Origin of the sequence: Caulobacter mirabilis (assembly GCF_002749615.1) — a bacterium.
Classification (GTDB): domain Bacteria; phylum Pseudomonadota; class Alphaproteobacteria; order Caulobacterales; family Caulobacteraceae; genus Caulobacter; species Caulobacter mirabilis.
In genome coordinates this window covers 1,572,044-1,594,554 of sequence record NZ_CP024201.1, presented here as the reverse complement: position 1 = coordinate 1,594,554, position 22,511 = coordinate 1,572,044, and the positions used below count along the sequence as shown (strand labels likewise).

Annotated in this window: 24 protein-coding genes, 1 other RNA gene and 1 pseudogene; 15 read left to right on the top strand and 11 right to left on the bottom strand. The window is 69.9% G+C overall.

From position 1 onward, the window contains the following. Window positions 1-45 precede the first annotated feature (45 nt). Together CSW64_RS07860 and CSW64_RS21970 are read right to left on the bottom strand one after the other, a co-directional pair. Window positions 46-264, bottom strand: a complete 219-nt coding sequence (locus CSW64_RS07860; RefSeq protein WP_099621590.1) for a hypothetical protein — start codon at window positions 262-264, stop codon at window positions 46-48. Beyond that, window positions 261-419: a hypothetical protein gene (locus CSW64_RS21970; protein WP_172448495.1), complete on the bottom strand. Its 159-nt coding sequence runs from the start codon at window positions 417-419 to the stop codon at window positions 261-263. Before CSW64_RS21970 ends, CSW64_RS07860 begins: the two co-directional genes overlap by 4 nt. Here CSW64_RS21970 and CSW64_RS07855 point away from each other — a divergent pair. Then, complete coding sequence (locus tag CSW64_RS07855) at window positions 418-1,074, top strand: DUF3800 domain-containing protein (protein ID WP_099621589.1); 657 nt, start codon at window positions 418-420, stop codon at window positions 1,072-1,074. The two genes, CSW64_RS21970 and CSW64_RS07855, sit on opposite strands and share 2 nt — an antisense overlap. Before the next feature lie 158 nt (window positions 1,075-1,232). Here the strand turns inward: CSW64_RS07855 and CSW64_RS07850 are convergent. Continuing rightward, window positions 1,233-1,662 (bottom strand): annotated as a pseudogene (locus tag CSW64_RS07850) (transposase); the annotation flags it as partial. Between the two features lie 319 nt (window positions 1,663-1,981). On the opposite strand from CSW64_RS07850, the gene CSW64_RS07845 reads away from it, so the two are divergent. Continuing rightward, entirely contained in the window at window positions 1,982-3,283 is a 1,302-nt protein-coding gene (locus CSW64_RS07845) for an OmpP1/FadL family transporter (RefSeq protein WP_099621587.1), read from the top strand. A 158-nt stretch (window positions 3,284-3,441) separates the two neighbouring features. Here CSW64_RS07845 and CSW64_RS07840 read toward each other — a convergent pair whose 3' ends face one another. Beyond that, complete coding sequence (locus CSW64_RS07840; protein WP_099621586.1) at window positions 3,442-4,542, bottom strand: Mrp/NBP35 family ATP-binding protein; 1,101 nt, start codon at window positions 4,540-4,542, stop codon at window positions 3,442-3,444. A gap of 101 nt (window positions 4,543-4,643) precedes the next feature. Here CSW64_RS07840 and hflK point away from each other — a divergent pair, with 101 nt between their 5' ends. Next, complete coding sequence (gene hflK / locus CSW64_RS07835; RefSeq protein ID WP_099621585.1) at window positions 4,644-5,777, top strand: FtsH protease activity modulator HflK; 1,134 nt, start codon at window positions 4,644-4,646, stop codon at window positions 5,775-5,777. Then, complete coding sequence (gene hflC, locus CSW64_RS07830; protein ID WP_099621584.1) at window positions 5,774-6,637, top strand: protease modulator HflC; 864 nt, start codon at window positions 5,774-5,776, stop codon at window positions 6,635-6,637. Before hflK ends, hflC begins: the two co-directional genes overlap by 4 nt. Here the strand turns inward: hflC and CSW64_RS07825 are convergent. Beyond that, window positions 6,634-7,860, bottom strand: coding sequence for an MFS transporter (locus CSW64_RS07825; protein ID WP_216361254.1), 1,227 nt, complete (start codon window positions 7,858-7,860; stop codon window positions 6,634-6,636). The two genes, hflC and CSW64_RS07825, sit on opposite strands and share 4 nt — an antisense overlap. Before the next feature lie 75 nt (window positions 7,861-7,935). Between CSW64_RS07825 and soxR the strand changes: the two genes are divergently transcribed. Next, on the top strand, window positions 7,936-8,397 hold the full coding sequence (gene soxR / locus CSW64_RS07820; RefSeq protein WP_099621583.1) for a redox-sensitive transcriptional activator SoxR: 462 nt from the start codon (window positions 7,936-7,938) through the stop codon (window positions 8,395-8,397). A 34-nt stretch (window positions 8,398-8,431) separates the two neighbouring features. On the opposite strand, the gene serB is transcribed toward soxR, so the two are convergent. Further along, on the bottom strand, window positions 8,432-9,325 hold the full coding sequence (gene serB, locus CSW64_RS07815; protein WP_099621582.1) for a phosphoserine phosphatase SerB: 894 nt from the start codon (window positions 9,323-9,325) through the stop codon (window positions 8,432-8,434). A gap of 74 nt (window positions 9,326-9,399) precedes the next feature. Between serB and miaA the strand changes: the two genes are divergently transcribed. The 4 genes from miaA (at window position 9,400) to CSW64_RS22310 (ending at window position 13,770) form a co-directional block, all read left to right on the top strand. Next, the gene (gene miaA, locus CSW64_RS07810; protein WP_099621581.1) at window positions 9,400-10,329 is read left to right on the top strand and encodes a tRNA (adenosine(37)-N6)-dimethylallyltransferase MiaA; all 930 of its coding nucleotides are present in this window, start codon (window positions 9,400-9,402) and stop codon (window positions 10,327-10,329) included. A 187-nt stretch (window positions 10,330-10,516) separates the two neighbouring features. Continuing rightward, window positions 10,517-12,334: an acetolactate synthase 3 large subunit gene (locus CSW64_RS07805; RefSeq protein ID WP_099621580.1), complete on the top strand. Its 1,818-nt coding sequence runs from the start codon at window positions 10,517-10,519 to the stop codon at window positions 12,332-12,334. Between the two features lie 8 nt (window positions 12,335-12,342). After that, entirely contained in the window at window positions 12,343-12,900 is a 558-nt protein-coding gene (gene ilvN / locus CSW64_RS07800) for an acetolactate synthase small subunit (RefSeq protein WP_099621579.1), read from the top strand. Between the two features lie 327 nt (window positions 12,901-13,227). Continuing rightward, window positions 13,228-13,770 carry a hypothetical protein gene (locus CSW64_RS22310; RefSeq protein ID WP_245863860.1) on the top strand — a complete coding sequence of 181 codons (543 nt, stop codon included), beginning with the start codon at window positions 13,228-13,230 and terminating at the stop codon, window positions 13,768-13,770. A gap of 82 nt (window positions 13,771-13,852) precedes the next feature. On the opposite strand, the gene CSW64_RS07790 is transcribed toward CSW64_RS22310, so the two are convergent. Beyond that, window positions 13,853-14,527 (bottom strand): aquaporin, encoded by a 675-nt coding sequence (locus CSW64_RS07790; protein WP_099621577.1) that lies wholly within the window; start codon window positions 14,525-14,527, stop codon window positions 13,853-13,855. A 114-nt stretch (window positions 14,528-14,641) separates the two neighbouring features. On the opposite strand from CSW64_RS07790, the gene ssrA reads away from it, so the two are divergent. Then, window positions 14,642-15,003: a transfer-messenger RNA gene (gene ssrA, locus CSW64_RS07785) on the top strand. A 207-nt stretch (window positions 15,004-15,210) separates the two neighbouring features. Here the strand turns inward: ssrA and CSW64_RS07780 are convergent. Continuing rightward, complete coding sequence (locus CSW64_RS07780; protein ID WP_099621576.1) at window positions 15,211-15,744, bottom strand: hypothetical protein; 534 nt, start codon at window positions 15,742-15,744, stop codon at window positions 15,211-15,213. A 92-nt stretch (window positions 15,745-15,836) separates the two neighbouring features. On the opposite strand from CSW64_RS07780, the gene CSW64_RS07775 reads away from it, so the two are divergent. The 5 genes from CSW64_RS07775 (at window position 15,837) to CSW64_RS07755 (ending at window position 20,316) form a co-directional block, all read left to right on the top strand. Continuing rightward, entirely contained in the window at window positions 15,837-16,313 is a 477-nt protein-coding gene (locus tag CSW64_RS07775) for an SspB family protein (RefSeq protein ID WP_099621575.1), read from the top strand. A 7-nt stretch (window positions 16,314-16,320) separates the two neighbouring features. Next, window positions 16,321-16,788: a PaaI family thioesterase gene (locus tag CSW64_RS07770; RefSeq protein WP_099621574.1), complete on the top strand. Its 468-nt coding sequence runs from the start codon at window positions 16,321-16,323 to the stop codon at window positions 16,786-16,788. An 11-nt stretch (window positions 16,789-16,799) separates the two neighbouring features. After that, a complete protein-coding gene (locus CSW64_RS07765) occupies window positions 16,800-17,600 on the top strand; it encodes a C13 family peptidase (protein WP_099621573.1) in 801 nt (266 codons plus the stop codon). Window positions 17,601-17,715: 115 nt separating this feature from the next. Next, complete coding sequence (locus tag CSW64_RS07760) at window positions 17,716-19,818, top strand: serine hydrolase domain-containing protein (RefSeq protein ID WP_245863859.1); 2,103 nt, start codon at window positions 17,716-17,718, stop codon at window positions 19,816-19,818. 96 nt (window positions 19,819-19,914) lie between these two features. Continuing rightward, a complete protein-coding gene (locus CSW64_RS07755) occupies window positions 19,915-20,316 on the top strand; it encodes a DUF5367 family protein (RefSeq protein ID WP_245863858.1) in 402 nt (133 codons plus the stop codon). Here CSW64_RS07755 and CSW64_RS07750 read toward each other — a convergent pair. The 3 genes from CSW64_RS07750 to CSW64_RS07740 all read right to left on the bottom strand — a co-directional run bounded on the left by CSW64_RS07750 (window position 20,288) and on the right by CSW64_RS07740 (window position 22,474). Beyond that, window positions 20,288-20,644, bottom strand: a complete 357-nt coding sequence (locus CSW64_RS07750) for a RusA family crossover junction endodeoxyribonuclease (protein WP_099621572.1) — start codon at window positions 20,642-20,644, stop codon at window positions 20,288-20,290. The genes CSW64_RS07755 and CSW64_RS07750 overlap by 29 nt on opposite strands. Window positions 20,645-20,676: 32 nt before the next feature. Continuing rightward, window positions 20,677-21,633 carry a DMT family transporter gene (locus CSW64_RS07745; RefSeq protein WP_099621571.1) on the bottom strand — a complete coding sequence of 319 codons (957 nt, stop codon included), beginning with the start codon at window positions 21,631-21,633 and terminating at the stop codon, window positions 20,677-20,679. 64 nt (window positions 21,634-21,697) lie between these two features. Then, a complete protein-coding gene (locus CSW64_RS07740) occupies window positions 21,698-22,474 on the bottom strand; it encodes a helix-turn-helix domain-containing protein (RefSeq protein WP_216361253.1) in 777 nt (258 codons plus the stop codon). Window positions 22,475-22,511: the final 37 nt, after the last annotated feature.

Genomic DNA, 22,511 nt, shown 5'->3' with positions numbered 1-22,511 from the left:
GGAAGGGGGCTTTTTCGTTGGCAATTATGTACTTTGCAAACAGGGCTAGTAGCCCTGAGCGGGCTCTCGGCTTTCCAACTCTTCGAGCCGCGCCTCTAGATCGTCGATCCGGCCCTCAAGCTCCGAGACCTTCGAAGAGTCGCTCATAGCATCGTGCGCCTCCGCTGAAGCGATATCCGACACCTCGTCGCGTTGCCTGTCGCTCAGCTTGGGGCCGCCGCATCCGCCAAGGAAGATCAGCGCCGCAAGGAGAATAGCCCTCACTCTTCGTCCGTCTTCTCAGGCTTCGGCGCCTGGACGATCTTCTTCACCGTAGCTTCGAAGGCCTCTTCGCTCTCGTCGGCTTCTAGCTCACGGGCTAGGTCGCGGAACCGCTCCAGTTGACTCTGATCACCGCTATCGCGTTTCGTGTTGCCCATGGGGCGGCTCTATCTCTTCGCAGACGAGGCGGGGGACTTCGCGTTCACACGCGGGGACAACGTACCTCGCTATTTTATCCTAGGCACAGTGGTTCTGGAATCCTGCGACATTGGGACCGAACTCCTCGCGCTTCGGCGTGACATGGCATGGCGGAAGATGCCGCTTGGGGACTACTTCCATGCCTCTACAGATAAGCAATCGGTTCGGAACGAAGTGTTCGAACTGCTGAAGTCCGCCAAGTTTCAGATCCACGCCACAATCATGGAGAAGTCCAAGGCGCAGCCTCAAGTCCGGGAATCGAGGGAACGCTTCTACAAGTACGGATGGCTCTATCACTTCCGGCATTCGCAGAAGCACTACCTGACTGCCGGCGAGGAACTCCACATTACGGCCGCTTCGGTCGGCACGAAGAAAGGCCAAGGCGCCTTCACCGATGCCGTGAATGATGTAGTCCAACAGACCATCGGGCGCCGACAGTGGGCGACCAGCTTCTGGCCATCTGCGAGCGACCCGTGCCTACAGGTCGCCGACTACTGCATCTGGGCAATTCAGCGGAAATGGGAGCGCGAGGACGCTCGCTCCTACGCCTTGATCCGCGACAAGGTAGTCCACGAGTACGACATGTGGGCGCACGGCGGGAAGCACTACTACTGAACGAAAGTGGCCTCCGGTCCGGACTATCTTTCGAAGCGCCCGTTGGGGCTCTTGTCATCCGGCGGAGGCCAACTGAATCGTCTCACAGGGGCGAGTCCGGGTCAATCGGGCGACGCCGCTTTGTGCGCCATCGCTGATTGCCCTTGCGCCGCAACCTCTTAGGCGTGGACGCCTTCTGACCGATCAGGCCCCCGATAGGTCAGGCGCTTGCCGACCATGCCCTTCAGCGCCAGTTCGGCCCGCTTAGCGTCGTCCACGCCAAGGGCGGCGCGGTTGCTGTAGCGGAAGTCAAACTCGGCGAGATGGCGGTGCATATGGCGCTTGGAAGCGTGCTGGTAGACGCCCTTCATGCCGCGCTTGAAGATGCTGAAATAGCCTTCGATGGTGTTGGTGTGGATCGTGCGATCTTCCGGGCTGACGTACTCGGCGCGGCCATGACGAACCACGCCATGCTCGGCGAACTCGCGGCCAACGTGGAGGTAGTGACCGGCCTCGTCCGTCGTCAAGCGGACCTCACGGGCGAGGTTGTCCAGAATGATCAGGGCCAAGCGTCGCCGGGCGGATGTTGTCCACGACCATCGAGCGAGCTTGGTCGCTTTTCGTTTGGGGGAGCCGACGCGGCGGCGATCAAGACTCCGTGTACTCGACGGGCCGTTTCACGAGCCCCACCGCAGTCTTCGTCATCCTCGATGGCGAAATCGACGCCACGGGAAGCCCACAGGCAAGTCGACTTCTGCGCGAGTTCGGTTCATAGCCCACATGAAGACGCATGAGGCGTCCGAGCCACCTTCCCGACACAGTTGGGATTGCAACGATATCTGTTGCAAAAATAGCAACACTATCCGAATTGCGGCGTTATGGACGCGGAATCGCCCCGCATGGGGCGCCCCCGAAAGGTCCTCCCCCCATGACCCTGTCCAAATCCGTCCTGGCGCTCGGCGCCGCCGTCGGCGTTCTGACCTTCGCTTCGCAGGCGTCGGCCGCCGGCTTCTACCTGCAGGAACAATCCGCCCGCGGCACCGGCCGCGCCTACTCCGGCGAAGTCGCCGACAAGGGCGTCGCCAGCCTGTGGTGGAACCCCGCCGCCATCGCCGGCCTCGACCGCAGCGAAGTCTACGGCAGCGTCAGCGGGATCCTGGTCAACTCCGAGGTCAACGACAACGGCAGCACCATCACCCGTCCCGGCCAGGCCGCCGCGCCGGTCGGCGGCGCCGGCCGGATCGACGACCCGATCAACAACGGCGTGCTGCCCTCGGGCGGCGTCGCCTGGAAGCTGACCGACCGCGTGGCCCTGGGCCTGTCGGTGGCCTCGCCCTACAGCTTCACCAGCTACTACAAGGGCGACAGCTGGACCCGTTACGACGCCCTGAAGTCGCGCCTGCTGACCGCCGACGTCCAGGCCACCGTCGGCTACCACGTCAACGACTGGCTCGACCTCGGCGCCGGCGTGAGCCTGGTCTACAGCGACGCCACCCTGACCTCGGCCATGCCGAACCTGTCGCCGGCGCTGGCCGACGGCCGTCAGGAGCTCCGGGGCGACGGCTGGGACGCCGGCTGGGTCGTCGGCGCGCAGCTGCACCCGACCCCGGACCTGACCATCGGCGCCAGCTACCGCTCGAAGGTCGAGCACAAGCTCGACGGCGCGGTGGAAGTCAGCGGCCTGCTGGGCCCGGCCGCCGCGGCCAACATGAAGATCGACGGCCAGGCCAGCTTCACCACGCCCTGGATCGCCACCCTGGGCGCCCGCTGGCGCCTCGGCGAGAAGACCACGCTGAACGCCCAGATCCAGCGCGTCGGCTGGAGCGAGTTCGAGTCGATCCACGTCGCCCTGCCCGCCGGCCGCAGCCAGTCGATCGAGCAGAACTACGAGGACACCACCACCGCCGCTGTCGGCGTCGACTACCAGTGGCGTCCGGACTGGACCCTGCGCGCCGGCGTCCAGTACGACCCGACCCCGACGCCGGACATCGGCCGCAGCGCCCGGGTGCCGGACGGCGACCGGTGGCTGTTCGCGGCCGGCGCGACCAAGACCTTCAACGACCGCTTCAGCGTCGACCTGGCCGCGTCCTACATCAGCTTCGACAAGAGCACGATCGACCGCACGGACGTGGTCTACGGCGGCACCCCGCTGGCCACCCCCGTGAACCTGAAGGGCACGGTCGAGGGCTCGGCCGTGGTGCTGAGCGCCGGCGCCCGCTGGGCGTTCTAAGCAACGCCCACGCCGTCATCCTCGCGCTCGTCGCGAGGACCCGGGAGCATGGCGAACGACAGAAAGGGCGCGGAGCGATCCGCGCCCTTTTTCTTTGCCTCGTCACGCGTGGGGCCTCGCGACGAGCGCCAGGATGACGCGAGAATAGAAGAACGGACCTACAGCAACGCCCTGGCGGCCGCGCGGAAGGCCTCGGCGGCCGCGCCGCCCTGGTCCCGCGTAACGATGGGCGCGCCGTTGTCGCCGGCCTCCCGCACCGCGATCTCGATCGGGATCTCGGCCAGCACTGGCACGCCCAGAGCCGCCGCCTCGGCCTTGGCGCCGCCGCTGCCGAAGATCGGGATCGGCGCGCCGGTCGCCGGATCGGCGAAGAAGGCCATGTTCTCGATCACGCCCAGGATCGGCGTCGCCGTTTTCTGGAACATCGCGGCGGCGCGGCGCGCGTCGATCAGCGCGATCTCCTGCGGCGTCGAGACGATCACCACGCCGTCGACCGCCAGCTTCTGGACCAGGGTCAGGTGGATGTCGCCCGTGCCCGGCGGCAGGTCGACGACCAGCACGTCCAGCGGCGCGGCCTCCGTGCCCCAGCGCACGTCCTGGACCATCTGGCGCACGGCGGACGAGGCCATCGGCCCGCGCCAGATCATCGGCGCGCCCTCGTCGACCATGAAACCGATCGACATCACCTTCACGCTGTGGGCTTCCAGCGGCTGCAGCTTGCCGTCGACGAACTGCGGATCGGCGTCGATCCCCATCATCCGCGGCGCCGAAGGGCCGTAGACGTCGGCGTCGAGCAGGCCGACGTTCAGGCCCAGACCGGCCAGGGCGACGGCCAGGTTGGTCGAGACGGTGGACTTGCCGACCCCGCCCTTGCCGCTGGCCACGGCGATCACCCGCTTCACATGGTCGGGACGCTGGGCCTCCTGCGGCGGCTTGGGCTCGGCGGCGGGATCGCCGGCCAGACGGGCGCCCTTGCGCTGGCGGGTGACGCCCTCCGCCGCCGAGGTCGTCAGCACCACCTGGGCCTTCTCGATCCCTGGCAGGGCGGCCAGCGCCCGCTCGGCGGCCTCGCGGACGGGGGCGTAGGCGGCGGCGACGTCGGCGGGCACCTCGAGCATGAAGCCTGCCCGTCCGCCGCGGACGACCAGCCCCTGGACCAGCCCGGCCGCGGCCAGTCCCTGGCCTGTCCGGGGATCAATCACGGCGTCGAGCGCACGCAGCGCAGCGTCTTTGTCGGCGGAAGTCTGGAACGTCGTCATGTCGGGATCGGCTTGCCTTGTGCGGCGCGGGGTCTCATATCCGCATGACAGCGCCGGCTTGCAAGCCCGCCGAACCACGACGGAAAAGCGACGCACAATTCATGCCTTGGAACGACAACGCCAACCCCGGCCCCTGGGGCTCTCCCCCGCCCTCCGGCGGCAAAGGCGAACCTGACGACAAACCCACGGGGCAAGGACCCCGACGCCCGCCCTCCGGAGGCCCCGGAACCCCGCCCGACTTCGAGGAGATCCAGCGCCGCTTCAGCGCCTGGCTCCGCGGCGCCGGCGGCGGCGGCGGACGCGGCCCCGGCGGCCCGCTGCCTTCGCGCCGTGTGCTGACCATCGCCGGCGGCGGCCTCGTCGCCCTGGTGCTGCTCTCGGGCGTGATTCTGGTCGGCCCCAAGGAAGAGGCCGTGGTGACCACCTTCGGCGCCTGGACCCGCAGCTACGGCCCGGGCCTTTGGTACCGGCTGCCCTTCGTGGAGAACGCCCGCAAGGTCGACATCACCACCATCCGCACCACCGACATCGGCGGCGTCCAGGGCGCGAGCGTGCTCGAGGAAAGCCTGATGCTGACCGGCGACGAGAATATCGTCGACATGAACTTCGCGGTGAACTGGCGCGTGTCCAATCCGGGCCGCTACCTGTTCAACGTCGATGACCCCGGAGCGACGGTGAAGGCCGTCGGCGAGAGCGCCATGCGCGAGATCGTCGGCCGCACGGCGCTGGACCCGATCATCTCCACCGGCCGCGCCCAGGTGCAGGCCGAGGCCGCCGCCCTGATGCAGCGCATGCTCGACAGCTACGGCGCCGGCGTGATCGTCGACAGCATCCAGATCCGCAACGCCCAGGCGCCCAAGGAGGTCGTCGCCGCCTTCCAGGAAGTCGCGACCGCCGGCCAGAACGCCGAGGCCTCGATCAACGCCGCGCGCGGCGAGGCCGCCAAGGTCCGCCAGCAGGCGCTGGGCTACCGCGCCCAGGTCGTCAGCGAGGCCGCCGGTGAGGCCGCCCGCTTCAACCAGGTGTACGAACAGTACCGCCTGGCGCCGGGCGTGACCCGCGACCGTCTGTACATCGAAACCATGGAGCGGGTCCTGAGCCGGTCCAACAAGGTGATCATCGACGGCAAGGGCGTGACCGCCCCGGTCGTCCTGTCGCCCGACGTGTTCCGTCCCAAGACCTCGACCGCGCCGGCCGCCGCCGCGGCTCCGCAAGCCCCGGGAGCGGCCCAATGAACCAGAGCCGCCTGACCCTCTACGGCATCATCGCCGCCGCCGTCCTGGTGGTGGCGAGCCAGACCTTCTACGTCGTCGACCAGACCCACCAGGCGCTGGTGATCCGCGTCGGCGAGATCGTCCGCGTGGTCAACGCGCCCGGCGCCGACGACGGCCCCGGCCTGAAGGTCAAGATCCCGTTCTTCGAGAGCCGGATCCTGTTCGACAAGCGCAACCTGACCCAGGAGACCACCGAGGAAGAGATCACCGCCGGCAACAAGGAACGGCTCGTGGTCGACGCCTTCCTGCGCTACCGCATCAGCGATCCGCAGCGGTTCTACACCGCCCTAGGCGACTCCAAGACCGCCGAGGCCCGCCTGGAGCAGCGCCTGAACGCGGCTCTGCGCGAACAGCTCGGCACCGCCGACTCGGAAGAGATCATCTCGTCCAAGCGCGGCGCGCTGATGGCCGCGACCCGCGCCAACCTGGCCCGCCAGGCCCAGACATCGCGCCTGGGCATCGAGGTGATCGACGTCCGCATCCGCCGCGCCGACCTGCCCGCCGCCAACCAGACCGCCGTCTTCGAGCGCATGCGCACCGCCCGCCTGCAGGAAGCCACCCGCATCCGCGCCGAGGGCGAGCAGAAGCGCAAGGAGATCGTCGCGGCCGCCACCGGCGAGGCCGAGACCATCCGAGGCGAAGGCGACGCCGAACGGGCCAAGCTGTTCGCGTCCAGCTTCGGCAAGGACCCGAACTTCGCCTCCTTCTACCGGTCGATGCAGGCCTACGAGGCCTCCATGGGTCAGGGCGACGCGACCCTGGTGCTGTCGCCCGACAGCGCCTTCTTCAAGTACTTCGGGCGCGGCCCCGGAGCGAACTAAGCGGCTGAACGCCGGCGCAGGGTGACGAGCCCTGCGCCGAGCGCCAGCACGGCCAGGACCAGGCCGAACGTCCGGAACGTCCCGACGAAGTCGATGCGGTCGATCAGCGGCTGGCTGACGAGCGGCGACAGGAACTGGCCCAGGAAGATCCCCGACGTCAGCAGGCCCGACACCCGTCCGCGCACCGCCGCCGGCGCGGCGCCCAGCAGGGTTGTCCCCAGGTTCGGCATGACCACGCCCAGCCCCAGCCCCGCCACCAGCACGCCGGTCACCACCAGCCCGTAGCCGTCCGCCAGGGCGATCAGGCCGTAACCCGCCGCCATCAGCCCGAACCCGCCGGCGAAGATCGGGACGGCGCCGAGGCGCGCCCGGATCCGCCCGAACGCCAGCCCGGCCAGGGCGCCGGTCACGTTCACCGCCGCCAGCGCCAGGCCCGCCCGGCTCGGCGCGACCTCGCCCATGGCCTGCAGGTGGAACGGCAGCTGCGTCGGCAGCATGTAGAACAGCACGCTGTTGATCGTCGCCAGGGCCAGCAGCAGGGCGACCAGGCCCCAGGGCGCACGCTCGGTCGACGTCGGTCCGGCCTGGGTCCGGACGGCGCGCGAGGGCTCCTGCAGGAACAGCCAGATCGCCGGCAGGAACAGCAGCGCCAGGCCATAGATGGCGAACGGCGCCCGCCAATGCAGCTCCGATAACAGGCCGCCGCCGGTCAGGAACACCACCCCGCCGACGCCGACGAAGGTCGACTGCAGCCCCATGAAACGCCCGCGCTCGGCGTCGTCGAAATAGTCGCCGATCAGCGCCGTCGCCGCCGTCATCGTCCCGGCCACCGCCACGCCCAGCAACGCTCGCCCGATCAGCATCGCCGGCAGGCTGTCCAGCCACAGCCCCGACAGTCCGGCCAGGCCATAGAGCAGCACCGCGCCCAACAGCAGCCGCCGTCGTCCGAGCCGGTCGGCCGCGATCCCGGCGAACGGCGCGCAGAGGGCGACGAACAGTCCCGGCAGAGTCACCAGCAGCCGGGTCATCAGCGTCGCGTTCGGCGGACCGGCGAACCGCTCCTGGATGGCCGGCAGGGAGGGCGCGATGGTGGCCGCCGCCATGATGGTCAGCATGGCCACCGCCAGGAGCGTGGCCTTGCGGCCGAACGGATGGGCCTGCATCCGCTCGGACGGCGAGGCCTCGACGATGACGGCAGGCAGGGCGAGGTCCAACGGCTTCATGCGCAGGCTCCGGATTTGCGTTCGGGAGCGGGAGTCGTAAAACCTCAAGTTAAGTTGAGATCAAGCGAGGAATTCATGGGTCGCCTGGACGCCCGGACGGTGATGCGCGAACTGAGCGTCGGCGAAGTCGCCGAGCGCAGCGGCGTGGCGGTCTCCGCCCTGCATTTCTACGAGACGCGCGGCCTGATCCGCAGCGGCCGCAGCGCTGGCAACCAGCGCCGCTATCCGCGGTCGGTGCTGCGGCGGATCGCCATCATCAAGGCCGCGCAGAAGGCCGGCATCCCGCTGCAGGAGATCAGCGAGGCGATGAGCGCCCTGCCCCAGGACCGACCGGTCTCGGTCGCCGACTGGGAACGGCTGTCGGCCGCCTGGCGCGACCAGTTGAACGACCGGATCACGAGGCTGGTCCGGCTGCGCGACCAGATGAGCCACTGCATCGGCTGCGGCTGCCTGTCCCTGCAGGAATGTCCGCTGAGGAACCCCTACGACGAACTGGCGGAGCAGGGACCGGGTCCGCGGCTGCTGGATCCAGGATGACGGCGGGGAGTGGCAGGGGTGCGGTCGCCTCCGCCTACGCCCTCATGAACTCCTCCGCCCGGTAGCCCTGGAAGTAGAGCATGGCGGTCAGGTCGGCGTGGTCGACGCGGGCGTCGGCCTGGGCCGCGACGACGGGCTTGGCGCGGTAGGCGACGCCCAGGCCGGCCGCCTCGATCATGGCCAGGTCGTTGGCGCCGTCGCCGATGGCCAGGGCGTCAGCCGGCGTCAGGCCCAGGGCCGCCGCCTCGGCCTGGAGCGCCGCCAGCTTGGCCTCGCGGCCCAGGATCGGCTCGCCGACCGTTCCGGCCAGCACCGCGCCGTCCTCGATCAGGGTGTTGGCCTGATCGGCGTGGAAGCCGGCCGCCTTGGCCACCCGTCCGGTGAAGAAGGTGAAGCCCCCCGAGACCAGCACGCAGCGCGCGCCCTTCCCGGCCATCGTCTTCACGAGGAGCTCTGCGCCCGGGTTCAGCCGCACCCGCTCCTCGTAGCAGGCCTGCAGCGCGGTCAGGGCCAGGCCCTTCAGCTTGCCGACCCGCTCGCGCAGGGCGCCCTCGAAGGCCAGCTCGCCGCGCATGGCCCGTTCGGTGATCTCGGCGACCTCGGCCTTCACCCCGGCGAAGTCGGCCAGCTCGTCGATGCACTCGCAGCCGATGATGGTGCTGTCCATGTCGGCGACCAGAAGCCTCTTGCGGCGCCCCTCCGCGAGTTGGACACAGACGTCGACCGCGCGGCCGGCCAGCGCCTGCTCGGCCCGCTCGCGGACCAGGGCGCGGTGATCGCTGCGCACAATCAGGTCGGCCGCGTTCGGCCCCAGCAGGTCCGGCGCGGACGCCGGGGCGTCGATCCCCTGCAGCGCCAGCTCCACGACCTCCAGCGCGGCGGGCAGGTCTTCGGGGCGGGCGGCGACGAGGGTGACGGCGAGGCTCATGCGCGCCGCCTAGCGTGGATTTGCCGGGATGGGAACCAGTGGCGTGTCCCGCGCGGTTCGCGTAAGCCGCCAGCATGACGATCCTGCTCATCGCCGGGCCGACCGCGAGCGGCAAGTCCGCCCTCGCCCTGCGCGCGGCGGAGACCCTGGGCGGCGAGGTCGTCAACGCCGACGCCCTGCAGCTGTACGCCGACCTGCGCGCGCTGAGCGCCCGCCCCTCCGGCGAGGAGGAGGCCCGCGCCCCGCACCACCTGTTCGGCGTCGCCGACGGGGCCGACGGCTGGTCGGTCGGCCGCTGGGCGCGGGCGGCGTTGCCCCTGCTGGACGACATCCGCGCGCGCGGCCGGATCCCGGTCGTGGTCGGCGGCACCGGCCTCTATTTGAAGGCCCTGACCGAGGGCCTGGCCGAGATCCCGCCGACGCCCGCCGCCGTGCGTCGGGCGACCGAGGACATGTTCGATACGCTGGGCGAGGCGCGGTTCCGCGAGCTGCTGGCCGTCGTCGATCCCAAGGCCGAGGGCCGCATCGCCCCGGGCGATCGCATGCGGCTGACCCGGGCGATGGAGGTGTTCGAGGCGACGAAACGCCCCCTCACCACCTGGCAGGCCGACACCGCGCCGGGGCTGGAGCCGGGCAGTTGGTCGGCCGTCGTGATCGAACCGCAGCGCGAGGCCCTCTACGCCCGCTGCGACGCCCGGTTCGACGCCATGCTGGCCGGAGGCGCGCTGGAGGAGACGCGGGCGCTGCTGGCGCGCGGGCTGGACCCGAACCTGCCGGTGATGAAGGCCGTCGGCGTGCGCGAACTGGGCGCCCATCTGCGCGGCGAGCTTCCGCTGGACGAGGCCTCCGCCCTCGCCCGCCAGGAAACCCGCCGCTACGCCAAGCGGCAGCTGACCTGGCTGCGCAACCAGACCCCGGACTGGCCGCGGATCGACGAAACCGCGCCGGACGTCGCCTGGAGGCAATTCCTTGCGCTCAACCCGCGCTTGACCCCATCCGATTAGCGTGGCATTGGCTCCAGCAACGATTTGGAGCAATCATCGTGCGTAGCGCGACCATCGTACTTACCTAGCGGCCGACCTCGGCGCGACATGACCGTCGCGTCGTCGCCGGTCGCTGCACGTTCAGGCCCCTCCAGCGGGCCTTTTTTATTGCCCGTTTTCGCCCGCCCTGCCCGATCCGAGACCCGACATGACCGCCCCGACCACCGCCAAGACCTTCGCCCAGACCGCCGCTCGCGAGATGACCGGCGCCGAGATCGTGGTCCAGGCGCTCATCGACCAGGGCGTCGACACCCTCTTCGGCTATCCGGGCGGCGCGGTGCTGCCGATCTACGACGCCCTGTTCAACGACGGCGCCGCCCACGGCGAGCGGCTGCGCCACATCCTGGTCCGTCACGAGCAGGGCGCGACCCATGCGGCCGAGGGCTACGCCCGTTCGACCGGCAAGCCGGGCGTGGTCCTGGTCACCAGCGGGCCGGGCGCGACCAACGCCATCACCGGCATCGTCGACGCCCTGATGGACTCGATCCCGATGGTCGTCTTCACCGGCCAGGTCCCGACGCATCTGATCGGCACCGACGCCTTCCAGGAGGCGGACACCGTCGGCATCACCCGCGCCTGCACCAAGCACAACTACCTGGTGAAGGACGTCGCCGACCTGCCGCGGATCATCCACGAGGCGTTCCACATCGCCACCAGCGGCCGCCCCGGACCCGTGCTGATCGACATCCCCAAGGACGTCCAGTTCGCCAAGGGCGCCTACCAGTCGCCCTCGGAGGTCCGCTTCGGTCACGGCTACGCGCCGCGCACCAAGGGCGACGCGACCCGCATCGCCGAGGCGGCCCGGATGATCGCCCAGGCCCGCCGGCCGCTCTTCTACACCGGCGGCGGAGTGATCAACGCCGGTCCGAAGGCGGCCGAGAGCCTGCGCGCCTTCGCGGCCATGACCGGCGCGCCGGTCACCTCGACCCTGATGGGCCTGGGCGCCTTCCCGGCGGCCGATCCGGCCTGGCTGGGCATGGTCGGCATGCACGGGACGTTCGAAGCCAACAACGCCATGCACGACTGCGACGTGATGATCTGCGTCGGGGCCCGCTTCGACGACCGCGTCACCGGCCGCCTGGACGCCTTCTCGCCGGGCAGCAAGAAGATCCACATCGACATCGACCCGTCGTCGATCAACAAGAACGTCCGCGTCGACGTCGGCATCGTCGGCGACGCTGGCAGCGTGCTGGACGACCTGATCGCGGCCTGGAAGGAGGCCGGCTACGCGGCCAACCGCCAGGCCCTGGACGACTGGTGGACCCAGATCGACGCCTGGCGCGCCCGCCAGTGCCTCAAATACGCGGCCTCCGACGAGGTCATCAAGCCGCAGTACGCGATCGAGCGACTGTACGCCCTGACCAAGGACCGCGACGCCTACATCACCACCGAGGTCGGCCAGCACCAGATGTGGGCCGCCCAGTTCTACCGCTTCGAGGAGCCCAACCGCTGGATGACCTCCGGCGGCCTGGGCACCATGGGCTACGGCCTGCCTGCCGCCGTCGGCGCCCAGCTGGCGCATCCGGACGGCCTGGTCATCGACATCGCCGGCGAGGCCAGCATCCAGATGACCATGCAGGAGATCTCGACGGCGGTTCAGTACAACCTGCCGATCAAGATCTTCATCCTAAACAACGAATGGATGGGCATGGTCCGCCAGTGGCAGCAGCTGCTGCACGGCGAGCGCTACAGCCAGTCCTACAGCGAGAGCCTGCCCGACTTCGTGAAGCTGGCCGAGGCCTACGGCGCCGTCGGCATCCGCTGCGAGGACCCGGCAGAGCTGGATGCGAAGATCCAGGAGATGATCGACACGCCGCGCCCGGTGATCTTCGACTGCCGGGTCGCCAAGCTGGAGAACTGCCTGCCGATGATCCCCTCGGGCAAGGCGCACAACGAGATGATCCTGCCGGAAGAGGTCGAGGACATCGGCTCGGTCATCGACGAAGCGGGCCGGAAGCTGGTTTAAGGGGCCTCATGAGCATCGATCCCGCGACCAATCCCGCCTCCGCCTACGACATGTCCCACACGGAAGAGGTCGAGAACCTCGCCACCTTCGCCCTGCTCGTCGACAACGAGGCCGGGGTGCTGCACCGCGTGGTCGGACTGTTCGCCGCCCGGGGCTACAACATCGAAAGCCTCACGGTCGCCGAGACGGACCGCAAGGCGCACACCAGCCGGATCACGATCGTGACCCGCGGCGCGCCGCACGTGCTGGACCAGATCGAGGCTCAGCTGTCGAAGGTGGTCAGCGTCCGGCGCGTCCAGGATGTAACCCGCGACCCCAACGGCATCGAGCGCGAGCTGGCCCTGGTCAAGGTCCGCGGGACCGGCGGCGACCGGGTCGAGGCCCTGCGCGTGTCCGACATATTCCGGGCCAAGGTCATCGATACGACCTCCGAGAGCTTCGTGTTCGAGATCACCGGCGCGCCGTCGAAGATCGACAGCTTCGTGGAACTGATGCGCCCGCTCGGTCTTGTGGAACTGTCCCGCACCGGCGTGCTCTCGATCGAGAGGGGCGCCGAGGGCATGTAGGGGAGACCCGATCTGCCTGCCGCCCTCCTGACCGCCCTGCTGCTGGCCGCGGCGCCGCCCTCGACGATCCCGCCGCCGCCGGAGACCCTGCCTGCTCCCGACCCGAACCTGTGGTGGAGCGAAGCCTGGCCCGCCGAGCCGGAAGCGTCCGACCCGCTGGGCGGCCGGAGACCGACGCGTGGGCAGGGCAGCCCCGCGATCGACAACGGTATCGACCCAGCCCTCTACCGCCTCTGGGGCCTGCAGCCGCTGCAGAGCCAGGTCCTGCGCCGCAACGAGGCGATCATCGAGATCTGGGCCCGCCCTTCGCGCGGCGTCCGCCAGGCGGTGATCCGGCTGGTCCTGCGCGACGACGACAGGGCCTTCGTCCAGGCCCGGGCCGGGCTGGGCTGCTGCGAGCCGCGGATCGGCCGCCGGGTGGCCTTCGACGTCCCGCTGGCCGAGGGCTACGTCCCGCAGATCCGCGCCCTGGTCGGCCATCGCATGTGGGCGGAGCCGCGCTTCGTGCTGGTCGAGGCGCCGGACGGCGCGGCGGCCCCGGCCTGCGCCGACGGGGTGTCCTGGGACCTGACGCTGCTCGTGCCAGGCCAGGCGCGCCACCTGCGCCGCGCCTGCCTGGACGAGGAGGTCGGCTCGGTCGCCGACGTGCTGACGGTCGCCCTCGGCGCGGCGCTGGGCCACGAGCCTCGGTTCGACGTGATGTTTCCGCGCGGGGCCGACTTCGCCGCGGCGAAGCGGCAATACGAAGTCCTGATCGCCGGCGGCGGACGGCTGAAGCCGGCGCCGACCGACCGGCCTCAGCCGGCGGCTGTTCCGGTTCCCGCCGACGCCGACGAGCCTGCCTCCATAGATCCGTCATCCCGGCCGTAGCGAAGCGAAGAGCCGGGACCCAGCCGGCGAAGGGCCGGGTCCCGGATAGCCGCTACGCGGCTTCCGGGATGACAGGGATAGGCTAGGACGCCTCCGGCGCCTTCAGGACGTTGAAGCGGTAGAGCAGCGCGCCGATCACCGCGCCGACGGCCGGGGCGACGAAGAACAGCCACAGCTGCGCCAGCGCCGAACCGCCGACCAGGACCGCCGGGCCGAAGCTGCGGGCCGGGTTCACCGAGACGCCGGTCACCTGGATGCCGACGATGTGGATCACCGCCAGGGTGATGCCGATGCCCAGGCCCGCGAAGCCCGGCGCCGAGCCGGGACCGGTCGAACCGAGGATCACGATCACGAACAGCGCCGTCATCACGATCTCGAAGATCAGCGCCGCGTGCATGCCGTACTCGCCGCCGTAGCCCGGCCCCCAGCCGTTGTGGCCCAGGCCGCTGGCCGCGCCGTCCTTGGCCAGGGCCATCAGGATGCCGGCGCCGACCAGCGCGCCGAGGAACTGGGCGATCCAGTAGACGACCATGTCCTTGGCGCTCATCCGCCCGGCGATGAACACCGCCAGGCTGACCGCCGGATTGACGTGGCAGCCCGAGACCGGGCCGATGCCGTAGGCCATCGCGACGATGGCGAAGCCGAACGCCAGGGCGATGCCCAGCTGCCCGACGTGATCTCCCCCCAGGACGGCCGCGCCGCAGCCGAACAGAACCAAAGCCAGAGTGCCGATAAACTCGGCGACAAACCTGTTCATGGCAGAGTCTCCCCTTCCTCCGCCTCACGGGCGGCAAGGAGTCGAGGCTGCGCCCTTTGAGTGAGTCTCGGAATAGGGGGAAAACCCGGGGATGGCCGCATCGCCGCGCGCCTTCTTCTTTCCCCGGAAACCATTCGTCCCTATATTGGAATCGTCCGGGCTCGCTCGGACTATGGGCATAAACGAGCGTGTAATAAGCGGACTGGACCCGGGTGCGATTCCCGGCGGCTCCACCAATACTCCTCCAGGTATCGCTGGGGAGCGCGGGGCCGATCAGCATCGACAGACGTGTAAAGGCGTATCTTTGTCCCGGCGTGGCTCACCGTTTCGGGCCATTAAACTAAATGCGAACGATAACTTCGCTGAAGAGTACGCTGTCGCCGCGTAATGCGGTGCTGGTGAACTCGCCTATAAACTCCTAGGGGTTCAGATCCCTAGGCGGGGCCCGGGGGAGCCTGGCAACAGAATCCCCCACCTCATTCGCCTTTCAAAAGGCTCCCCCGTCCTTTGCTTGGAAGAATGGTGAGCCTGGCGCCAGAATCCCCCACCGAGTTCGCAGGGACATGTACGCAAGGCGTACGTGTCCCTTTCTCGTTAAGCTCGGCAGCGAGTGGCGTCGCGCCAAGACTGAGCCCTGCGATCTGGATCCCGGCCTTCGCCGGGACGGCCGGAGGAAGAGCGCCCTAGGGCCTGTCGATCGGGTCGCGCGCCTCGCGCTCCAGGCGGTCGTACATCTTCGGGAAGCCGCTGTTCTCGGTCGGGCCCAGGCAGAGGCGCACCCCCACGACCTTGCCGTCCTTCTCCACGGCCACGCCCTCGTCCTGGTAGTGGTCGCGCGTACCGTCCTCGTTCCAGGCGCCGGCGATGTCTCGCTGGAAGACGAGATAGTCGTAGGGCCCGCTGCGGAAGCGGACGCGCTCCTCGCCGCCGCCCGAGAAGGGCGTCGTGCTCAGGAAGAACCGCCCCTTCGCCGAGGCGGGCCGGTCCGGATAGACCAGCTCCGGCTTGCCCGGCCGACCGAACCGGTACTGCAGCTTCAGGCCCGCCGCCGGACCGCCCGCCCCCGTCGCGCAGAGCGACAGCACCTTGCCGCCTTCAACCGGGCAGGACAGCACCGGCTCTTCGCCCGGCGAACAGAGACCGACCGCCCCGGCGCCGGCGGGCCCGGCGACCGCCAACCCCATCAGCGCCAGAGCCCAGGCTTTCCTGAATGTCATCCGCCCTCCGGTCGTTTTGCCGCCAAGACCGCTTTGCGCTCGCAGGCCGACAGGCTACCTTTCGCGGCCATTCCACCAGTTGCAAGTGATCCATGGCCCAGCAGAAGCCGCCCGAAGACCTGATGAACTACGAGGCGCTGGCCCAGGAGGCCCTGCGCGGGGTGGTCAAGGCCGCGCTCAAGGTCGCCGCCGAAGGCCGCCCGCCGGGCGAGCATCATTTCTACGTCACGTTCAAGACCCGCGCCGCGGGCGTTTCCGGCCCTGTCGAAGTGCTGTCCAAGTATCCCGACGAGATGACCATCGTGCTGCAGCACCAGTACTGGGACCTGACGCCGGGCGAGACCTCCTTCAACGTCACGCTCAAGTTCGGCGGCTCGCCCAAGAAGCTGACGGTGCCCTATGCGGCGATCACCCGCTTCTTCGACCCGCACGTGCAGTTCGGCCTGCAGTTCGAGCCGCCGATCGATCTGATCCCCGAGCCCGCGGACGAACCGGAGCCCGAGCGTCCCGCCCCTTCCGACGACGACGGCCCCAAGGTCGTGTCGCTGGACCAGTTCCGGAAGAAGTGAGGCCGTCTTGACCGACGTCGCCTCCGACGACCCGCAGACCCTGACCGACGAGGCCATCCTGGCCCGCTTCACGGCCAGCAAGCGCCAGCCGCCGGGGTCGCAGTTGCTGGGCTTCCGGATGGTCCGCGTCAGCCAGGCCGACCGCGAGGTCGAGGTCGCCTTCGAGGCGTCCGAGCAGCTGACCAACCCGATGAAGCAGATCCAGGGCGGCTATCTTTGCGCCATGCTGGACGAATGCATGAGCGTGGCCTGCATGGTCGCTTCGGGGATGACCAGCGTCGCCCCGACGATCGAGATGAAGACCAGCTTCTATCGGCCCGCCCTGCCCGGCCCGATCCGCGGGATCGGGCGGGTGTCTCGCTGGGGCAAGACCATAGCCTTCACCGAAGGCGAGCTCTACGACGCGGAGGGGCGGGTGTTGGCCAAGGCGACCGGCACGGCGATGCCCACCCCCTTCGCCCGGTACAAGGCCTAGCGGGGGTCGGGATGGGGCGCTGGCTGTCGATTGTCGTCGGATTTCTGGCGGTGCTCGCCGCCCCCGCCGCCGTCGCCCAGCCGCCGCCTCGGAGCATCTTCAACGACTGGACCGCGATCGTCGTGGCCGGCGACTGGCGAGCCCATTCCGGCGGCCCGACGGAGGCCTTCGACAACGCCCGCCGCGACGTCGCCGCGACGCTCGAGGGCCTGGGCTTCGCCCGCGACGAGATCGTGCAGTTCTCGACCCGTCCCGAACGCTATCCCGACACCCGGCCGGCGCGCACCGAGGCGCCGGCGTTGGTCCAGGCGCTGCACGCCGGCGCCGCGCGCAAGACCGGCGGCTGCCTCGTCTACTACACCTCTCACGGCGCGCCGCCGGGCGTGGTGCTGGACGTCCGTGGCGACGGCGGCCTCTACACGCCGCAGGCCCTGGCTCGCCTGGTCAACGACACCTGCCCCGACCGCCCGACGATCGTGATCATCTCCGCCTGCTTCTCGGGCGTGTTCATCCCGGTGCTGGCCAACGACCAGCGGCTGATCCTGACCGCCGCCCGGCCGGACCGCGCCTCGTTCGGCTGCAGCGAGAGCGACCACTACCCCTTCTTCGACGACTGTTTCCTGCAATCGGTCGAGGGATCGCGCAACTTCGCGATGCTTGGTCAGCAGATCCAGGCCTGCGTCGGCCGCAAGGAGCGCGAGCTGAACCTGACGCCGGCCTCCGAGCCGCAGGTCTGGATCGGCGCCCGACTGCGCCCGATCCTGCCGCTGTGGAGCTTTCCCCCCGGCGCCAAGGCGGTTCGCCGGGAATAGAACCGATCGGCGCCCGAATTCTTCGCGGTTGCCCCCAATTCCGGCGCCGAACCGGTTTCCACAAAGACGAAAGGCGCACTAGAACAGGGTGAACCTCGCCCCAAGGGAAACGTCTGTGCGCCTGTTGTCGAAGGCCTTCGCGGCCGCCGGTCTGGTCTCTCTGCTGAGCCTTTCCACCACCAGTTCCGCCCAGCAGACGCCTCCGCCGTCGCCATCCGCCACGGCCGCGCCCGCCGCGACGCCGCCGGTCTCCGCGCCGCGCCCCGCGCCTCGCCCGGCCGTCCGCCCCCCGGTCGCCCCGGCGCCCCAGTCCGCGGCCGCTCCGGTCGCCGCCCCCGGCGTCGCTCCGCTGGCGCCGGCCGAACTGGAAGCCTTTGTCGACGGCATGGTCCGCGACGCCATGTCGGCCGACCATATCCCCGGCGTGACCGTGTCGGTGGTCCAGAACGGCCAGGTGATCCTGAAGAAGGGCTACGGCTTTTCGAACCTGGAGCCGGCCGCCCGCGCGGTCGATCCGGACCGCACCCTGTTCCGCATCGCCTCGATCTCGAAGACCTTCACCTGGATCGCGGTGATGAAGGAGGTCGAGGCCGGCCGCCTGCGGCTGGACGCGCCGATCAACCTCTACCTGCCGGAGAAGGTTCAGGTTCGCGACCAGGGCTTCACCAAGCCCATCACCATGCTGGATCTCATGAGCCACACGCCGGGCTTCGAGGACCGCGCCCTGGGTCAGCTGTTCGAACGCGACGCCGACCGCGTGCGGCCGCAGCTCACCTACCTGCGCCAGGAACGGCCGCGCCGCGAGTTCGAGCCGGGCTCGACGCCGGCCTACTCCAACTACGGCGTCGGCCTGGCCGGGGCGGCTGTGGCCTATGTAGGCCAGAAGCCGTTCGAGACCATCGTCGAGAACACGATCACCGGTCCCCTGGGCATGACCCGGACCACGTTCCGCGACCCCTACCCCGCCCGGCCGGACCTGCCGTCGCCGATGTCGCCCGCCCTGGCTCGCGACCTCGCCGACGGCTTCTTCTGGACCGGCGACAGCTGGCGCAAGCGGCCGTACGAGTACACCTCGCAGGGCGCTCCGGCCGGCGGCGTCTCGACCACCGCCGCCGACATGTCGCGGTACATGATGATGATCCTGAACGGCGGAACGCTGGACGGGGCGGCCATCTACAACGCCCAGACCGCCCACGGCTTCCGCACGGCCCAGTCGCAGCCGGCGCCCGGCGTCCCGGGCCTGGCCCATGGCTTCCTCCAGTACCGTCTGCCCGGCGGCCGGACCGGCTGGGGCCACGACGGCGCCCTGCTGTCGTTCCGCTCCTCGATGGTCACCGTTCCGGAGCTGGGCCTCGGGATCTTCATCGCGGCCAACGCCGAGAGCGGCGAGCGCCTGACGTCGCAGACCGCCGGGCGTATCGTGCAGCGCTTCTACGGCCCGCCGGCCGCCCTGCCCGACGCCGGCTCGGCCTGGCTGAAGAGCAACGCCGCGGCTTTCGAGGGCCAGTACGTCAGCAGCCGGCGCGCCTTCCACGGGCTGGAGAAGTTCGTCGGCCTGCTGAACGGGCGGGTGACGGTGGCCGTCAGCCCGGACGGACGGCTGCTGATCCGCGGCTTCGACTCCGCAAGCGCCTGGGTCCCGCAGGGAACGGACGGCGTCTTCCGCGAGGTCGGCGGCTGGCGGACCATCGTTTTCGCCATGCAGGACGGGCGCGCGACCGGCTACTACAACAGCAGCGGCGTGGCCAAATACGCCAAGGTCGGCCTGCTGGGCGGCCAGGGCTGGCTGGGCTGGCTCACGGCCCTGACGGCCATCGCCGCGATCGCGACCCTGGCCGGCATCCCGATGCGGGGCCGACGCGACAGCCGCGAGACGCCGATGCAGCGCCGCGCCAGCCTGATCCAATCGCTGCAGGCCGTGCTGTGGCTGGCCGCGATCGGCGCGACCCTGGTCTGGCTGTCCAAGACCGGCGACGTGGCGGCGATCTTCTTCGACTGGCCGGGCGCCTGGCTGCTGATAGCCTCGTCCTGCGCCCTGGTGGCGGCGGTGCTTTCGGTGATCGCCCTGGGCCTGACGCCCTTCGTCTGGCGGGGCGGCCGCCGGGTCGAGAGCTGGACGGTCGGGCGCAAGCTGGCCTTCTCCGCGACGGTGCTGATCTACCTCGCCTACTCGGCCCTGCTGACGATCTGGGGGGCGATCTTCCCTTGGGCCGGCTGACCCTCGGCGACTTGAGGATCGTCCGCGTCAATCGGTCTCGCTGACGGCACGCCCTTCGCACGGTCAACCTCATCGGGGACTGTGCGGGGGCGCATCGTGTCAAAACAGGACATCACCATCCACGCCGTGGCGGGACTGCTCGCCTGGGTCATGGCCACGGCCTACTACGCCGCGTTCGGCGGGGCGCTGCTGGAGCGGGCCTTCTGGTTCTACGCGGCCAACGCCTTCATGGTCGGCGCTGGCGTGCTGTTCCTGTTCCGAGCCGCGATCCAGATCGCCCGCACCAGCCCCCGGCGACGGCCCCGCCACGCGGCGGCGTTCGCGGCCCCGGGGCTGATCGGCGGGACCCTGACCCTGATCTTCCTGACCGATCTGTTCCCGCACCTGCAGCCGGTCAGCGTGGGGCGCTACGGAGCCTTCCTGTTCGTCGGCTACGCCATGGTCGCCTACGCCGCCTTCGAACCCTGGTTCAAGCCAGCCGCGTCACCCGCACGCTGATCCGCTCGCGGCCGCCGGGCCGCCGCTCGACCAGCAGCCGGGCGACCTGGGAGTCATCGTGGAAGGTGTAGCCCTTGATGGCGTCCAGGATCGCCTTGGCCAGGTTGTCCAGGTCCAGCCAGGGCGGATCGCCTTCGTAGTCCATCAGGATCTCGACGGCGAAGTCGCCCCAGGCCGGCCGCGCCCCGCGCCATTCCTTGCGGAAGAACTCGTAGATCAGCGGCTTGTAGTACTTGGCCTGGGTGGTCAGCCCGTCGACGACGATCTCGAACACGCCGTCCGCCTCGCGCGCGCGCACCTTGCCCCGGCCTGTCCATTCGTCGTCCATCAGCGCCCTGTAGCAGACGGGCGCTCGCCGCGTCAGTGACCCTTGGCGCGATGCACGCGGGCGCACCAGACGACGCCGGCGATCAGGCTGGCGATGGCGATCCATTCCAGGCCGGTCGGCAGGCGCTTCTCCCAGACGAAGCCGTAGAGCAGCGCAAACAGGGTCTCGAACACGATCATCTGCCCGGCCAGGGTCAACGGCAGCAGGCGGCTGGCGCGGTTCCAGAAGCCGTTGCCCAGGATCGAGGCCAGGATCGCGATGCCGGCGCTGACGCCCAGGAACAGCCCCCAGTCGGTCTCCCCGTGTCCGCCCTGCCCCGGCGCGAGAAACGCCGGAACCGCCAGGACCAGGGCCAGGGCGCCGGTGGTCACGCCGGTCAGCAGGCTCCAGTCATGGCCGGAGATGTCGGGCCGCCGCTCCAGCCAGCGGGTGTTCCAGACCGAATAGACCGTCCAGGACAGCAGCGCCCCGAAGGCGCAGGCCAGCCCCGCCGCACGGGTCAGCGGGTCGTGGGCGGTCTTGTCGTTGGCCAGGGCCTCCCAGCCGACCAGCACCACGCCGAGCAGGCACAGCGCCAGCGGTCCGGCCAGGCGGCGGAAGCGGATCGCGCCGGCGAACCGCGTCCCGGCCACGCTGACGACCACCGGCACCAGCCCGACGATCAGGGCCGCTGCGGCTCCGCCCGCCCACCAGACGGCGTTGGCCAGGAACAGGTAGTAGAGGATGTTGCCCAGCAGGCTCAGCCCGGCCAGGGCGCGCCATTCCGCCCCGCCAATCATCGCCGCCACGGCTTTCCACCGCGGCGCCAGCAACAGGGCGGCGATCAGGCCGTAGGCCAGGTAGCGGCCGGCCGACACCTGCGCCGCCGAGAAGTCCTTGAGCAGCTGCGGCGCCAGGAACACCAGCCCCCAGACGGCGCCGGCGGCGACGCCGTTGGCGACGCCCAGCGGGATCTGCCGGTTCCGATCGATGGGGTCCGTCGCGTTCATGACGGTCGGATAGCGGTTCCGCGGCGCGCCGTCTTGACCGAGCCTCGCCGATCCTGGGCCCAGGCTAGCGCCGGTGCGCCTTCCGGTAGGCCGCCGGGGTCAGGCCCGTGGCCCGCCGCAAGGCGCGGGTCAGGGCGCTCTGGTCGGAGTAGCCGGCCTGGAAGGCCAGCTGGGCGATCGGAAGGTCCGTGCCGGCCAGGCTCTCCTGCACCGCCTTCAGGCGCTGATCGGTAAGCCACTGCTGCGGCGTCGTATCCAGCTCCCGTCGGAAATGGGCGTGCAGGCGGCTGACGCTCATCCCGGCCTCGCCGGCCATCCGCTCGACCGTCCAGGCCCGCCCGGGCGCCGCCTCGATCCGGCGCAGCAACGATCCCAGGCGCGAGGCGCGCTCCGGCTCGGCCGTCAGGGCGCCGAGCAGCAGCGGCAGGCCGTGGCGCGTCACCGCCTGCGGCACGAAATCGCCGCTCCGGCTCAGGTCGATGAACTCGATCAGCCGACGCGCCGCCGCCGGGATCGACAGGAAGGGATCGCGCGACAGCCGCTCGAGCGCCGCCTCGTCAAGCTCCGAGGTTTTGCAGTCGATGATCAGGAAGCGGTTCTCGCCCCGCCCGAGCTGGTCGTGGTCGGTCTGTTCCGGCACGAACGCGGCCCGGGCCACGTCCAGCCGTCCGCCCCGGCCGCCGACCTCGATCTCCAGCTCGCCCAGCACGGGCAGCACAAACTGGACGTGCGCATGCCGGTGCATGACGCCGCCGACGCCGTAGCTGCGGAAGCTGAGGGAGGGGTTCTCGGTCACCTCGGCATTGTCGCACAGGCCGTCCGGCCAGGAAATTGCGCCCAAACCCTTGCGGTCCCGGCTCCGAGGGCTAAACCAGCCC